Annotated in this window: 13 protein-coding genes; 4 read left to right on the plus strand and 9 right to left on the minus strand. The window is 62.9% G+C overall.

Going from position 1 to position 14,919, the window contains the following annotated elements; translation table 11 throughout:
- Positions 1 to 70 precede the first annotated feature (70 nt).
- The gene (locus OIU19_RS13005; RefSeq protein WP_264235330.1) at positions 71 to 1,354 is read left to right on the plus strand and encodes a diguanylate cyclase; all 1,284 of its coding nucleotides are present in this window, start codon (positions 71 to 73) and stop codon (positions 1,352 to 1,354) included.
- Between the two features lie 123 nt (positions 1,355 to 1,477).
- Positions 1,478 to 3,256: an acyl-CoA dehydrogenase C-terminal domain-containing protein gene (locus OIU19_RS13010; RefSeq protein WP_264235331.1), complete on the plus strand. Its 1,779-nt coding sequence runs from the start codon at positions 1,478 to 1,480 to the stop codon at positions 3,254 to 3,256.
- 372 nt (positions 3,257 to 3,628) lie between these two features.
- On the opposite strand, the gene OIU19_RS13015 is transcribed toward OIU19_RS13010, so the two are convergent.
- Entirely contained in the window at positions 3,629 to 4,552 is a 924-nt protein-coding gene (locus tag OIU19_RS13015) for a LysR family transcriptional regulator (protein ID WP_264235332.1), read from the minus strand.
- A gap of 228 nt (positions 4,553 to 4,780) precedes the next feature.
- Here OIU19_RS13015 and OIU19_RS13020 point away from each other — a divergent pair, with 228 nt between their 5' ends.
- Both OIU19_RS13020 and OIU19_RS13025 read left to right on the plus strand, forming a co-directional pair.
- Entirely contained in the window at positions 4,781 to 6,058 is a 1,278-nt protein-coding gene (locus OIU19_RS13020; RefSeq protein WP_264235333.1) for an aspartate aminotransferase family protein, read from the plus strand.
- A gap of 166 nt (positions 6,059 to 6,224) precedes the next feature.
- Positions 6,225 to 6,383, plus strand: a complete 159-nt coding sequence (locus OIU19_RS13025) for a YqaE/Pmp3 family membrane protein (RefSeq protein ID WP_033727371.1) — start codon at positions 6,225 to 6,227, stop codon at positions 6,381 to 6,383.
- Between the two features lie 84 nt (positions 6,384 to 6,467).
- Here the strand turns inward: OIU19_RS13025 and OIU19_RS13030 are convergent, their stop codons facing one another.
- From OIU19_RS13030 to OIU19_RS13065, 8 genes are all read right to left on the minus strand, one after another.
- On the minus strand, positions 6,468 to 8,300 hold the full coding sequence (locus OIU19_RS13030) for a S9 family peptidase (protein WP_264235335.1): 1,833 nt from the start codon (positions 8,298 to 8,300) through the stop codon (positions 6,468 to 6,470).
- The gene (gene pqqE, locus OIU19_RS13035; protein ID WP_372353309.1) at positions 8,266 to 9,426 is read right to left on the minus strand and encodes a pyrroloquinoline quinone biosynthesis protein PqqE; all 1,161 of its coding nucleotides are present in this window, start codon (positions 9,424 to 9,426) and stop codon (positions 8,266 to 8,268) included. The genes OIU19_RS13030 and pqqE overlap by 35 nt, the downstream gene beginning before the upstream one ends.
- Entirely contained in the window at positions 9,398 to 9,673 is a 276-nt protein-coding gene (gene pqqD / locus OIU19_RS13040) for a pyrroloquinoline quinone biosynthesis peptide chaperone PqqD (protein ID WP_186552704.1), read from the minus strand. Before pqqD ends, pqqE begins: the two co-directional genes overlap by 29 nt.
- The gene (pqqC, locus tag OIU19_RS13045) at positions 9,670 to 10,425 is read right to left on the minus strand and encodes a pyrroloquinoline-quinone synthase PqqC (protein WP_264235336.1); all 756 of its coding nucleotides are present in this window, start codon (positions 10,423 to 10,425) and stop codon (positions 9,670 to 9,672) included. Before pqqC ends, pqqD begins: the two co-directional genes overlap by 4 nt.
- Before the next feature lie 9 nt (positions 10,426 to 10,434).
- On the minus strand, positions 10,435 to 11,346 hold the full coding sequence (gene pqqB, locus OIU19_RS13050; protein ID WP_264235337.1) for a pyrroloquinoline quinone biosynthesis protein PqqB: 912 nt from the start codon (positions 11,344 to 11,346) through the stop codon (positions 10,435 to 10,437).
- An 89-nt stretch (positions 11,347 to 11,435) separates the two neighbouring features.
- Positions 11,436 to 11,507, minus strand: a complete 72-nt coding sequence (pqqA, locus tag OIU19_RS13055; RefSeq protein WP_003243383.1) for a pyrroloquinoline quinone precursor peptide PqqA — start codon at positions 11,505 to 11,507, stop codon at positions 11,436 to 11,438.
- Between the two features lie 170 nt (positions 11,508 to 11,677).
- Positions 11,678 to 13,993 (minus strand): pyrroloquinoline quinone biosynthesis protein PqqF, encoded by a 2,316-nt coding sequence (gene pqqF / locus OIU19_RS13060; protein WP_264235338.1) that lies wholly within the window; start codon positions 13,991 to 13,993, stop codon positions 11,678 to 11,680.
- A 118-nt stretch (positions 13,994 to 14,111) separates the two neighbouring features.
- Positions 14,112 to 14,909 carry a carbon-nitrogen hydrolase family protein gene (locus OIU19_RS13065; RefSeq protein ID WP_264235339.1) on the minus strand — a complete coding sequence of 266 codons (798 nt, stop codon included), beginning with the start codon at positions 14,907 to 14,909 and terminating at the stop codon, positions 14,112 to 14,114.
- Between the last annotated feature and the right edge of the window lie 10 nt (positions 14,910 to 14,919).

Consider the following 14,919-nt stretch of genomic DNA (forward strand, 5'->3'; position numbering starts at 1 on the left):
CTATTCATGTGCGCTGCCGATGAACTAAAGGCACAATGCCATTATTGATCTGCCGGGTCGGAGATTACCCTTGTTTCAACTATCCGCTGTACGCGTGAGCCATTTCCTACCGTCGCTGGTGTTGCTGGTGTCGGGGCTCGCGGCGGCTTACGTGCGAGACCTCAGCGTCTTTTTCACGTCGCTGTTCAATGTCCTGCCCACCTTGGTCCTGTTGCTGGGCGGTGCCTACTGCGCGGTGTACCGCCGCCAGCGGGAACTGTTCCTGATGGTCACGGTGTACATCGCTTACTTCTTGCTCGATACCCAGACCGACTTCTACCGCGATAACGGCCGGGTACGTGAAGACGCCGCCGTCATCTTCCACTTGGTCTGCTTGTTGTTGCCCGCATTGTTCGGGCTGTTTGCTGCCTGGCAAGAGCGCACCCATCTGGCTCAGGACATGCTGGCCCGGTTTGCCGTGCTGTTCGCGGTCGGCAGTGTAGCGGTGGCGCTTGAGCAGAGCTTTCCGGACGCCCTGCTGGCCTGGCTGGCAGAGATTCGCTGGCCCTCGCTGCATGGTCAGTGGATGAGTCTGATCCAGCTGGCCTACCCACTGTTCTTCGGCGTGTTCATCTTGTTGGTGGTGCAGTACCTGCGCCAGCCGCGGCCACTGCATGCGGCGCAGATCATTGGCCTGATCGGCATTTTCTGGATGCTGCCCAAGACCTTCATCCTGCCGTTCACCCTGAACATCATGTGCAGCCAGGTGATGCTGATGATCGCTGCGGCGGTTTCCCACGAGGCCTACCAGATGGCCTTCCGTGACGAGCTGACCGGCCTGCCGGGTCGTCGCGCGCTTAACGAACGTATGCAACGTCTTGGCCGCAACTATGTGATCGCCATGACCGACGTCGACCACTTCAAGAAATTCAACGACACCCATGGCCACGATGTCGGTGACCAGGTGCTGCGCCTGGTCGCCAGCCGTTTGTCGAAAGTCACCGGCGGCGGTAGGGCTTATCGCTACGGGGGCGAGGAGTTTGCCTTGGTGTTCGCTGGCAAGACTGCTGAGGAGTGCATGCCGCATCTGGAAGCGGTGCGCGAGATGATCGCCAACTATGCTATCCAGCTGCGTGACCAGAACAATCGCCCGCAGGATGATTCGGCAGGGCGCCAGCGCCGTGCTGGTGGGGCCAACAGTACAGTGTCGGTGACCATCAGTATTGGTGTCGCCGAACGCCTGGTCGATCACCGCAACCCAGAAGCGGTGCTCAAATCGGCGGATGAAGCGCTCTACAGCGCCAAGGGGGCGGGGCGCAATTGCGTGATGATGTTCGGTCAGCAATCGCGGCGCGGGGCCGTGCGAATGGCGTGACTACGGCTGACTTATGGGTCATGTGATGACCCTATGTCTCGCAAAAGTTGTTCGGTTACACTGCTTTCAACCCAGTGCCGCGGTCCTGCGTGACCGCCCCGACCCTACTAGCGAGAGGTTGTCATGGCTGACTATAAAGCGCCCCTGCGCGATATGCGCTTCGTTCTCAATGAAGTCTTCGAAGTGGCCAAGCTCTGGTCGCAGCTGCCCGAACTTGCCGAGGCGGTCGATCAAGACACGGCCATGGCCGTGCTGGAAGAAGCGGGCAAGGTCACCAGCAAGTCCATCGCGCCCTTGAGCCGCTCTGGCGATGAAGAGGGCTGCCATTGGGACAACGGCGCAGTGCGCACCCCAGCCGGTTTCATCGATGCCTACAAGACCTACGCCGAAGGCGGTTGGGTCGGCGTCGGCGGCGACCCGCAGTTTGGCGGCATGGGCATGCCCAAGGCGATCTCGGCCCAGGTCGAAGAAATGGTCAACGCCTCCAGCCTGGCTTTCGGCCTGTACCCGATGCTGACGGCTGGCGCATGCTTGTCGATCAATGCTCATGCCAGTGAAGCGCTGAAAGAGCAGTACCTGCCCAACATGTATGCCGGCGTTTGGGCCGGCTCCATGTGCCTGACCGAGCCCCACGCGGGCACCGATCTGGGGATTATCCGCACCAAGGCCGAGCCCCAGGCCGACGGCAGCTACAAGGTCAGCGGCACCAAGATCTTCATCACCGGCGGCGAGCACGACCTGACCGAGAACATCATTCACCTGGTGCTGGCCAAGCTGCCAGACGCCCCGGCCGGGCCCAAGGGCATCTCGCTGTTCCTGGTGCCGAAGTTCCTGGTCAATCAGGATGGCAGCCTGGGCGCGCGCAACCCGGCCACCTGTGGCTCGATCGAACACAAGATGGGTATCCAGGGCTCGGCTACCTGCGTGATGAACTTCGACGAGGCGGTCGGTTACCTGGTGGGTGAGCCCAACAAAGGCCTGGCGGCGATGTTCACCATGATGAACTACGAGCGCCTGGGTGTTGGCATTCAGGGCCTGGCTTCGGCCGAGCGCTCTTACCAGAACGCCGTCGAGTATGCCCGCGACCGCCTGCAAAGCCGCTCGCCCACGGGCCCGCAAGCCAAGGACAAGGTGGCCGATCCGATCATCGTCCATCCGGATGTGCGGCGCATGCTGCTGACCATGAAGGCACAGCTCGAAGGTGGCCGAGCGTTCTCCACCTATGTCGCGATGCAGTTGGACAGCGCCAAATACAGTGAAGACCCCGTCACCCGCAAACGCAGCGAGGAGCTGGTTGCGTTGCTGACCCCGGTGGCCAAGGCCTTCCTCACCGACCTGGGCCTGGAGTGCACGGTGCACGGCCAGCAGGTGTTCGGCGGGCACGGCTACATTCGTGAATGGGGCCAGGAGCAGTTGGTGCGCGATGTGCGCATCACGCAGATCTACGAAGGTACCAATGGCATTCAGGCGCTCGACCTGATGGGGCGCAAGGTGGTGGGCAGCGGCGGCGCGTTCTATCGCCTGTTCGCTGACGAGATTCGTCAGTTCATCGGTACTGCCGGGGCAGATCTGGGCGAGTTCACTCAGCCGTTGGGCGCTGCCTTGGAACAGCTCGATGGGCTGACTGAGTGGGTACTGGAGCAGGCCAAGGCTAATCCAAACGAGATTGGTGCGGCGTCGGTGGAGTACCTGCACGCCTTTGGCTATGTCGCTTACGCCTACATGTGGGCGTTGATGGCGCGGGCTGCCAAGGCGGGTGAGGGGGATGAAGCGTTCTATGGCGCCAAGCTTGGCACTGCGCGGTTCTACTTTGCCCGATTGCTGCCGCGGGTGGATTCGCTGGTGGCTTCGGTGAAGGCCGGGAGTGAGTCGCTGTACCTGCTGGATGCTGCGCAGTTTTGATAATTCTGGGTCCGCTGCGCGGCCCTTCGCGGGACAAGCCCGCTCCCACAGGTACAGCGGCGACCGTCAGAGCGGCCCTATCCCTATGGCAGCGGGCCTGGCCCGTGAAGGGCCGCGCAGCGGACCCAACATCAGGACTGACAACAAATGACTTACATTTGTAAGCATTCTCTTACGCAACGTGGTGACTTTTCGCCCCTTTCTTAAGATTGGATCCACGGTTAATCTTTCTTACATGGACGGAGCGTAGGAAGCGCAAAGGACAGAACAGGGACACGTAGGAATTCCTGCCAGGATGGCGGGACGATAGGGATGTCAGGGAAACAGTCTGGAAAACCCCGCTTCGGCGGGGTTTTCTTTGTGCGCGTGTTTTTATCCCAGCACGTCCAATGGTGAAACGCCCAGCGCGCGGGCGTCGGTTTCTTCCTCCAGCAGCGTGCGCAGCAGCTCCACAGAAGCCTGCTGGCGCTGGGCATCGCGAAACACCAAGCCAACCTTGAGCGGTACTCGTGGCTCGCTCAACGGCTTCCACAGCAGCTCCTGATCGTCTTCGGCAGCGTCCTTGGCGCGCCCTGGCAGAATGGTCGCCAGCGAAGTGTGCGCCAGGCTGTCGAGAATCCCGCCCATGTTGTTCATCTCGGCCTGCACCTGTGGCCGCCGCCCCTGGTTGGCCAACTGCTCTTTCCAGATCTGCCGGATCTGAAACTCCTCGCCCAGCATCAGCATGGGCAATTCGGCGGCTTGTCTGATCGAGACCTTCTTGAAGTCTTTCAAGGGATGGGTATTGGGAATGACCAGCTGCAGCTCATCTTCGTACAGCATCAAGCCATGCAAGCCTGGCTGCCGTGGTGGCAGATAGCTGATGCCGATATCCAGGTTGCCATTGAGCAAGCGCCGTTCGATCTCCAGCCCCGACAGTTCATAGATCTGCACGACCAAATGCGGCTGGGCCTTGCGTACCCGCTCCAGCAACTGCGGCACCAGGCTTGGCCGCACGGTCTGCAGCACGCCGATGGCCAGGGTGCGCAGCGACTGGCCCTTGAAGTTGCGCATGGCCTCATGCGCCCGCTGCAAGCCATCGAGCAGCGGCTGCGCATGGTTGTACAGGGTGTGCGCGGCAAGGGTCGGCAACAGGCGCTTGTTACTGCGCTCGAACAGGCTCAGGTCGAGGCTGTGTTCCAGCTGGCGGATCTGTTGCGACAGGGCGGGTTGCGACAGCGACAGGCGCTCGGCGGCACGGCCTACGTGGCCTTCCTCATACACCGCGACGAAATAGCGCAGTTGGCGAAAATCCATAAGTAACACTTATCGAAAAAGCTGGAAAAACGAAATGGCCGCTTGGCCGCTAAGCCCCTAGTCTATCGCCGTATTCAAGCGCTACACAGCGATCATTTAATCGATTGTTACCGCTGATGAAAAACACTTTTGATAGGCAAGGCTAAAAGATCAGTTTTTGACCTGATCATACTTTCCGGCAAATGACCGGACCTTGACCGCCATCTTGCGTGATGAGTTGGAGCCCTGATGAACCTGTTCAACCTGCGCCGCTCGGCCGCTGTCGTTGCCGAGCCCAAGCGTGCAGCGGCAATCGAGCCGCAGGCGGCAACGCTGTCTCGCGAGCGGTTGATGCCGAGCGCCGAGCGCGCGCCGCAGGTGTTCGTGCGTGGGCAGGGTTCCTGGCTGTGGGACGACGACGGCCATGCCTATCTGGATTTCACCCAGGGCTGCGCGGTCAACAGCCTCGGCCATAGCCCTAGCGTGTTGGTCAAGGCACTGGGCAACCAGGCCCAAGCGTTGATCAATCCCGGTGCGGGCTTTCACAGCCGAGGTTTGCTGGAACTGGTCAATCGCCTGTGCCAGAGCACCGGCAGCGATCAAGCCTACCTGCTCAACAGTGGCGCCGAGGCTTGCGAGGGCGCGATCAAGCTGGCGCGTAAGTGGGGCCAGCTGCATCGTAACGGCGCCTACCACATCATCACTGCCAGCCAGGGCTGTCATGGTCGCAGTCTGGGCGCGCTGTCGGCGTCCGACCCACTGCCCTGCAACCGCTGCGAACCCGGTCTGCCGGGCTTTAGCAAGGTGCCGTTCAACGACCTGGCAGCGCTGCATGCAGCCGTCGACTCGCGCACCGTGGCGATCATGTTGGAGCCGATCCAGGGCGAGGCTGGGGTCATCCCGGCCACCCGTGAGTACCTCAAGGGGGTCGAACAGCTGTGCCGCGAGCTGGGCATCCTGCTGATCCTCGATGAAGTGCAGACCGGCATTGGCCGTTGCGGCGCCTTGCTGGCCGAGCAAACCTACGAGGTGCGTGCCGACATCATCACCCTCGGCAAAGGCCTGGGTGGCGGCGTGCCGCTGGCGGCCTTGCTGGCCCGGGGTACTGCCTGCTGCGCCGAACCTGGCGAGCTGGAAGGCAGTCATCATGGCAATGCGCTGATGAGCGCCGCGGGCCTGGCGGTGTTGCGTACGGTGCTCGAACCGGGGTTCTTCGAGCACGTCCAGGACAGTGGCCGGCACCTGCGCGAGGGCTTGAGCCGCCTGGCCGGCCGTTATGGCCAGGGCGAGGTACGCGGGCAAGGCTTGCTGTGGGCGTTGCAGCTGCAAGAAGACCTGGCTCAGGAGCTGGTCGAGGCGGCGCTGCACGAAGGCTTGTTGCTCAATGCGCCGCAGGCGGACGTGGTGCGCTTCTCTCCGGCGCTGACCGTGAGCAAAGGCAATATTGACGAGATGCTGCTGCGCCTGGCTCGGGCTTTCGCCCGCCTGCATGCGCAGCAGCATAACCGCCGCGAGGTGCCGGCCTGACCGGCCACCCGGACATACAGAATTTCAACGAACCGTCTCGCGTTCCTGCGCATCGCCCTTGGCCTGCTTCATTTGGCCCGGGGCGTTTTTTTGCCTGTCGATTGTGTGTGGAACCTCTGGGCAGGGCGGCTAGTCTTTGTTTAAACCCTTTCACGGAGAGACCTGCATGGACTTCATTCGCATCATCATCGCGATTCTTCTGCCGCCGCTGGGGGTGTTCCTTCAGGTTGGGTTTGCCGGGGCGTTCTGGCTGAATATCTTGCTGACCCTGTTGGGTTACATTCCGGGCATCGTGCACGCGGTGTACATCATCGCCAAGCGCTGAGTCAGCACGCGTGACTTCGCAGGCACAGCGCGGTTCCCGGAGGGGCTGGCTTGCCTGCGAGCGGCTGTGCAGCCACTGCAAAACCTACAAGCCCAACACCCGGCAATAAAACTTCCACTCCTCTTCCAAGGCATGCGCCAGGTTCTCGGCCTTACGGAACCCGTGCCGCTCCCCAGCATAAAAATGCCCTTCGGCCTCAACCCCATTGGCCTTGAGCGCCGCCAACATATCCCGGGTCTGGGCGGGCACCACGACCGCATCCAGCTCGCCCTGGAAGAAGATCACCGGCGCCTTGATCTGATCGGCATGCAACAAAGGCGTGCGTTGCCGGTAGCGCTCGGCATCGATTTGAGGATCACCAATCAGCCAGTCCAGATAATCCCCTTCGAACTTGTGCGTCGCCCGCCCCAATGCCAGCGGATCGCTGACCCCGTACAGGCTGGCACCGGCGCGGAATACATCGTGGAAGGCCAGGGCGCACAGGGTCGTGTAGCCGCCGGCGCTGCCGCCACGAATGAACGCCTTGTGCGGATCGATCAGGCCTAGCCCTGCAAGGTGAGCCACCGCCGCACAGGCATCCTCCACATCGATCTCGCCCCAGCGCAGGTGCAGGGCCTGGCGATACGCCCGCCCATAGCCACTGCTACCGCGATAGTTGAGATCGGCCACGGCAAAGCCGCGCTGGGTCCAGTACTGGATGCGCGCATCCAGCACGGGGTAGCACGCTGAAGTCGGGCCGCCATGGATGAACAGCACCAACGGCGCGGCGCCTTCGCCACGCATGGCAGGATAGAAAAAGCCATGGGCCTGGCTATCGCCGCTGGGATAGCGCAGTGGCTGAGGACGGCTGACCCGTTCGGCAGGCAGCGGCAAACCGCCGCCAGCGAGGACGCGAATCTGTTGGCTAGCCCGCTCGATCGCGATGACCGCAGGCGGACTGATTGGCGATGCCGCGATGGCATAAAGGTAACTCTCATCCATCGCCAGGCTGCGAAAGCGTGTGTAGTCGCTGGCGTAGCGCTGTAGCTGATGGCCATCTGTGCGCAACCCAAGGTGACCGAAGCCTTCTTCGAACCAGGTGGCCAGGTAGGCCTCAGGGCCGAGCGCTATCCAGGTGCTGGCGCCCAGCTGCCAGGGCGCGGCAGCGTGGTCGGCAGCCTTGGCGGGCAAGGCTTGCCATTGGCCGTCGAGCTCAGCCCAGGGTTGCCAGAAACCATTACGATCACACAGGCAATAGAGCTGGCCTTGCCCATCGAAGCGCGGTTGCTGCAGTGACAGGTCCTGGTCGCCATCACCGGCTACGCAACGCGTCGAACCCCAGCCACCCTGGCTATCGCGCTCACGGCACATTAGCCGGGTGCGGGTCCAAGGCTGGGCGGGGCGATCCCATTCAATCCAGGCCAGGCGCTGGCCATCGTCGCTCAAGGTCGGCGAGGCATAGAAGTCGGCGCCCTCTGCCAGCACGTGTCGCGCTTCGCCATCGAGGCTGACCAGGCGATGCTCGACGCTTGCCGCGTGCAACTCCTCGACTGCCAGCAGGCGATCATCGCGCCACAGCACATCACCATAGCGACAGTCCGCCGCTTGAGTGAGTGCTCTGGGCGCTGAGCCATCGAGCGCCTGGGTGTAGACCTGTTGATCGGCCTCGTTGACGAACACCAGCCCATCGCCACCCAGGCAGAAGCTGCCGCCGCCATACTCGTAGACCCGGCTGCGCACGCTGAAACCCTCTGGAGTCAGGCAGTGAGCCTGTCGATTGCGCCAGTGCCACAGCCGGCATGCACCATCGGCGGGGCGAAACTCGTTCCAGAACAAGCCGGCGGCGCCGACCTTGAGGTCAGCGAAGTCGGTACCGGCCGCTACGGCCTGGGCGGCGCTGAAGTCAGCCGCGGACGATGACACGTGAGTTGCGCTCATTGCGGAAAGTCAGCTCTTCAATGGCCAGTTGGGCGTGCTCGGCGTCTTCGCGTGCCTTGAGGATGATGCTGTGATCAGCTGACTTGGCACACACCGGGTCGGCGTTGCTGGCATCACCTGTGAGCATGAAGGCCTGGCAGCGGCAGCCGCCGAAGTCCTTTTCCTTTTCATCGCACGAGCGGCACGGCTCGGGCATCCAGTCGTAGCCGCGAAAGCGGTTGAAACCGAACGAGTCGTACCAGATGTGCCTGAGGTCATGATCGCGCACGTTGGGGAACTGCACCGGCAACTGGCGCGCGCCGTGACAGGGCAGGGCGGTGCCGTCCGGGGTGACGGTGAGGAAGATGCTCCCCCAGCCGTTCATGCAGCCCTTGGGGCGTTCTTCGTAGTAATCGGGGGTGACGAAAATCAGCTTGCATGGGTTGCCGGCAGCCTTGAGCTGGTCGCGGTATTGATTGGTGATGCGCTCGGCCCGCTCCAGCTGCGCGCGAGTGGGCAGCAGGCCAACCCGGTTGAGGTGGGCCCAGCCGTAGAACTGGCAGGTGGCGAGCTCGACGAAGTCGGCCTCCAGGGCAATGCACAGTTCGATGATGCGGTCGATCTTGTCGATGTTATGCCGATGGGTGACGAAGTTGAGCACCATCGGGTAGCCGTGGGCTTTGACTGCCCGGGCCATCTCCAGCTTTTGCGCGAAGGCCTTCTTCGAGCCGGCCAGCAGGTTGTTCACCTGTTCGTCGCTGGCCTGGAAACTGATCTGGATATGGTCCAGCCCGGCTTGCTTGAATTCAGCGATGCGCTGCTCGGTCAGGCCGATACCAGAGGTGATCAGGTTGGTGTAGTAGCCCAGGCGCCGCGCCTCGCCGATCAGTTCGGCCAGATCCTGGCGCACCAGCGGCTCACCGCCGGAAAAGCCCAACTGAGCGGCGCCCATTTCGCGCGCCTCGGCCATCACCTTGAACCACTGCTCGGTGCTCAGCTCCTGGCCCTGGGCAGCGAAGTCCAGGGGGTTGGAGCAGTACGGGCATTGCAGCGGGCAGCGGTAGGTCAGCTCGGCCAGCAGCCACAGCGGCAGGCCGACGGGCGGTTTCGCCGGCACCTCAGGCGAGGACGATCCAGTGTTCGGCACGGGCCACCTCCATGAACTGCTCGATGTCATCGGCGACTTCGGGCACGTCGGGGAACTGCTGCGAAAGCTCGGCGATGATCGCCGCCACATCCCGCTGGCCATCGATCAGCCCGCCGATCAGCGCGGCGCTTTCATTGAGCTTGATCATGCCCTCGGGGTATAGCAGGACATGGCCTTTTTGCGCCGGCTCGTACTGATAACGATAGCCAGGGCGCCAGTTGGGAACCAGTTGGCGATTGAAGCTCATAGGGCAATCCCCTTGTGCCAGACCCGCTCGCGGGTGACGGAGTGATAAGGCGGACGGTGCAGTTCGTAGGCCATGCTCATGGCATCGAGCATGCTCCAGAGGATATCCAGCTTGAACTGCAGGATCTCCAGCATGCGCTCCTGACCTTCGCGGGTGGTGTAGTGCTGCAAGGTGATCGCCAAGCCGTGCTCGACATCGCGGCGCGCCTGGCCCAGGCGTGTGCGGAAGTACTCATAGCCGGCAGGATCGATCCACGGGTAGTGCTGTGGCCAGCTGTCCAGGCGTGACTGGTGGATCTGCGGGGCGAACAGCTCGGTCAGCGAACTGCTGGCCGCTTCCTGCCAGCTGGCGCGGCGGGCAAAGTTGACATAGGCGTCGACCGCGAAGCGCACGCCCGGCAGCACCAGCTCCTGGGAGCGCAACTGATCTGGGTCGAGCCCGACCGCCTGACCTAGTCGCAGCCAGGCCTCGATGCCACCGTCTTCACCCGGAGCGCCGTCGTGGTCGAGCAGGCGCTGGATCCACTCGCGGCGTACTTCGCGGTCTGGGCAGTTGGCCAGGATCGCCGCATCCTTCATCGGGATGTTGACCTGGTAGTAGAAGCGGTTGGCCACCCAACCCTGGATCTGCTCGCGGCTGGCGCGGCCTTCATACATCGCCACGTGGTAGGGGTGATGAATGTGGTAGTAGGCGCCCTTGGCGCGCAGGGCCTGCTCGAACTCGGCAGGGGACATCGGCGTTGCGTCGCTCATCAGGGCCTCCTACAGCTCGATGCTCATGCCGTCGAAGGCGACTTCAACGCCCCGGCGGACCACCTCGGCCCGCTCGGGCGAGTCTTCATCGAGAATCGGGTTGGTGTTGTTGATGTGGATAAGTACCTTGCGCTGGCGGGCGAAGCCATCGAGCACCTCGAGCATGCCGCCGGGGCCGTTTTGCGCCAGGTGGCCCATCTCGCGACCGGTGCGCGTGCCGACACCGCGGCGCTGCATTTCATCATCCTCCCACAGCGTGCCGTCGACCAGCAGGCAGTCGGCGCCGTGCATCATCTCCAGCAGCTTGGCGTCGACCTGTCCCAGCCCCGGGGCGTAGAACAGCTTGCCGCCGGTGCGCCGGTCTTCGACCAGCAGGCCGAGGTTGTCGCCGGGGTGCGGGTCGAAGCGATGCGGCGAGTAGGGCGGGGCGGCGCTGCGCAGCGGGAACGGGGTGAACGTGAGGTTGGGGCAGGCGTCGATGACGAAGCTGCCTTCGAGCTCGATGCGGTTCCACACCAGGCCGCCGTTCCAGTGGCTGAGCATGTTGAACAGCGGGAAGCCGGTGGTCAGGTCCTGGTGGACCATGTCGGTGCACCAGACTTGATGCGGGCAACCTTCGCGCAGGCTGAGCAGGCCAGTGGTGTGGTCGATCTGGCTGTCGAGCAGGACGATCGCGTTGATCCCGGTGTCGCGCAGGGCGCGCGCCGGTTGCATCGGGGCAAAGGCTTGCAGCTGGGCGCGGATGTCCGGCGAGGCGTTGCACAGGATCCAGTGCTCGCCGTCATCGGACAGGGCAATCGATGACTGGGTGCGCGCCGTGGCACGCAGCGAGCCGTCACGAAAACCCTTGCAGTTGACGCAGTTGCAGTTCCACTGGGGGAATCCGCCACCGGCGGCGGAGCCGAGAATCTGGATGTACATGGCTGCTCTCTATCCGAACTAGCGGAAAAACCTGTAGTGAAAAAACGCGAACGCCCCGGCGGACCGAGGCGTCGAACCGCAAGCAGGGCTTAGCGGTTGGCGAAGTACATGGTCACTTCGAAGCCGATACGCAGGTCAGTGTAAGCAGGTTTGGTCCACATGGGATTACTCCTTCCGGATGGGTCTGGGGGGTTGTCAGCTACTTATTTGGTGCCGCCTTGCGCAGGAGGTTCCATTGGCTGGGATTGCGCTATCTTACAAGAAAAATTTGTACCGAAAGGTTAATTCTTTGAAAAGCGCCCTTGCGGCTAAGGTAACAATCGGCCTGTCGTTAATCCCACTGTGCGCTTGGCGCCGCAGCGTTGGCCAAGCACAACCAGCCGTGATCGGCCGCAAGCAGCGCTTGGCGCAACTCATCCAGTTGCGCTTGAGTGGTGCTGAGAATAGACCTGCGGATTGCACAAAGGTCGGGCGCTTCTGTCGCCAGATATGTCTGCCATGCCCAGTGCGCGACATCAGCGTTGGGCATGGCAGTTTCTGCGAAACTGTCGGCCAGGGCCTGTTGCGCAGGGCCATCGAGCATCAGCTCTTGATTCAGCAGCGCTAGCAGGTGTTCGAGTATCTGCGTTGGCGTGGCGTGGGGCGATTGCACACCGAACAGCAGCCCGCCGACCCCATCGAACTGACGAAAGGCACTGAATACGGCATAACCCAGCTGCAATTCGACGCGCAGGCGCTGGTACACCGGGCCTTGCAGCAATTGCGCAAGCAGTCGGCCAGCACCTTGCAAGGCAGCGGGCAACGGGCAGAACAGCAGCAGTGCGTGCTCACTCCCGGCAACCTCGACCGGCACCCAGCGCCGGCCACGCTCGCCTCCGGTAGGTGCGGACGCAGGGCGGCCCCAGGATGTGTGTTGCAACACCGCGCCCAAGGCCGCCTGCTCAGCAGCGCCAAACCCTACTGCCAAACCCTGCCACTGCGCCGAATGCCAAATCTGGTCGAGCATGGCCTGATTCGCCGCACAGGCGGGAATCGGCTCCGGCTGCGCTAGCGTCAAGGCATCAGGCAGTCGCTTGAGCAGGGCCCTGATCGGTATCAAGGCGGGTTCATCCGGGGCTGGCGCTTGCCAGCTGCTTTGAGGTGGGCGGTGCAACACCTGCAACGCCTCGCCAACGGTTCGAATCACCGCCGCTGGCAGCCCGGCGCAGCGCAGTTGCCAGTAGCGTTGACTGACGCTGAAATCCAGCTGCACAGATGCGCGCTCGGCGCGTTGCGTCAAAGGCCGTAAAGCGTGTTCGAGTACTGCATGCAAGCGTGTTCGCAACGGCGAGACGATCTGCCAGCGCAGGTACAGCGCTGCGAATTGGCAATCGCTTGGCAAGCTATCACTGACGCTCAGGCCTTCAGGCAGTGGCGCCCTGGCGGCAGGAAGTTCGTCTTGCAGGAGTGGATCGGCGCCCGGCACATGCCAGTCTCCGTGGCTGTGCAGGGGCAGGCTATCCAGTAGAGCGGCGAAGGCTTTCAGGCCTTGCCCATCGAGTGCCTGGAAAGCGCGGCCGGTACTGTCTCGGCGTGCCAGTTCCAGGGCACCGGCGGCTTGTTCTCGGCTGCGTTGCAAGTGAGCGAATGCTTCATTCAATGGCTGGGTGTCTGCTTCGCGGATGAACTTCAACCAGCCATTGAGTAGGGCTCGCACCTCATCCTGATCCGCGTCCTCGCTGAGGTGCAGACGCACATGCCAGAGCAATTGACCGGCGAAGGCGTGCAGGGTGTCGACTTTGCATGCCTGTAACCAGCCGCGCTTACGCAGCTGCGCTAGCCAGCCGCCCTCCCGACTATCGCTCAGGCAGGCAAGTAATAGCTCAAGTGCGGATTCCGCGCCCGCAGGTAGATTCTGGTGAGCAAACAGCAGATCCATTTGACCGGCGCTGGCAGGCGGCTGTCGCAGTGGCCCATTGAGCAAGGGTGGCGGCAGGGCTTGGGCGACCCGCTGGCCGCTGGCAAACAGGCTGCCGAACTGGCGGCCGAGCGCTTCCAGCTCATCCAGCGGCTGCGGGCCGCTCAGGCTCAAGACAATCTGGCCAGCCTGATAGAAGGTCGCGTGAAAATTGCTGAGCGCCTGCTGAAAGGCCGGATCCTGCAAGGCCAGGCTATGCCGGTTGCCTGCGTGGAAACCACTCAGGGGATGCTGCGCAGACACTGCCTGGAGCAGGGCGAATTGCTGCTGAGCTTCAGGGTTGCGTGACCAGGCAATGAACTCGGCATGGATCACTTCGCGCTCACGGCGCTGGCGCTCGATGCTCAGGTCGGGCTTGGCCAGCATCTGGCACAGACGCTCCAGGCCGCCAGACAGTGCAGCGGGCGGCACCTCGAAGAAGAAGTCGGTGGTGCGCTCGCGGGTACTGGCGTTGACCTGGCCGCTGACACGCTGGACGTAGCGCATCAGGCCGTCTTGCAGCGCAAAGCGGGCGGTGCCGAGAAAGAACAAGTGTTCGAGAAAGTGCGCCAAACCAGGCCATCGTGAAGGTGCGTCATGGCTCCCCGCATGCACCCGCACCGCAGCGGCCGCACGCTTGAGGCGCGGGGCGTGGCGCAGGGTCAGCTGCAGGCCGTTGGTAAGGGTCAGGTGGCGGGTGGCGTCAGGCATGCGGGCTCCGGTGGCGAAGCATCATGCTAGCGCATATCCAAGTCGTTGATCAGCAGAGGGCCGGGAGCGAGGCCCTGTGGGAGCTGGCGCAGCCTGCGATGAGCAGGGTGATTTCCCTTCAGCCCTGTCGAGGCAGATGCAACTCCCGACGCAGATCGGCCAGGTAGGGAAACGCCTCGCGCCCCTGCACCACTCGCTCGCGCTCCAGCTCTGCCAGCAGCTGGCACTCATCGCGCCCGGCCATCGCCAGCAGGCTGCCGTCGGGGCCAATGATGCTGCTCTGTCCACAGTAGTGGATTTCATCCTCGGCACCGCAGTAGTTGGCGTAGACCAGATAGCACTGGTTCTCCTGCGCACGCGAACGCACGGTCACCTGGCAGACGAAATCGTAAGGCGTCATGTTGGCTGTCGGCACCAGGATCAATTCGGCGCCATCGAGCGCCAAGCGCCGGGCATTCTCCGGAAACTCGATGTCGTAGCAGATCAGCATGCCGACCTTCCAGCCGTCGAGCTCGACCACCGGAAAATGATCCGCACCGGGGCTGAACATGGCCCGATCCAGCTCACCGAACAGATGAGTCTTGCGGTAGTTGCACAGGCTGCTGCCATGGGCGTTGATCAACTGTACGCTGTTGTAGACCGCGCCGTCTTCGCCGCGCTCTGGGTAGCCATAGGCGATGGCAATGCGATGGGCCTGGGCGATCTCGACCACGGCCATGGCCGATGGGCCGTCATCGGCCTCCGCCAGGCGTTCGACGTGCTCGCTGCCGATGTTGTAGCCGGTCAGGTACATCTCCGGGCACACCAGCAACTGCGCGCCGCGAGCTGCTGCCAGTTGCGCCTGGTATTGCAGGCGCTGCAGGTTGCCGGGCACGTCCAGTGGTCTGGGTGGCCCCTGGAACAGGGCGATGCGCATGCTGCCTCCT

Source organism: Pseudomonas sp. BT-42-2 (assembly GCF_025847435.2).
In the GTDB taxonomy this organism is placed as follows: Bacteria; Pseudomonadota; Gammaproteobacteria; order Pseudomonadales; family Pseudomonadaceae; genus Aquipseudomonas; species Aquipseudomonas urmiensis.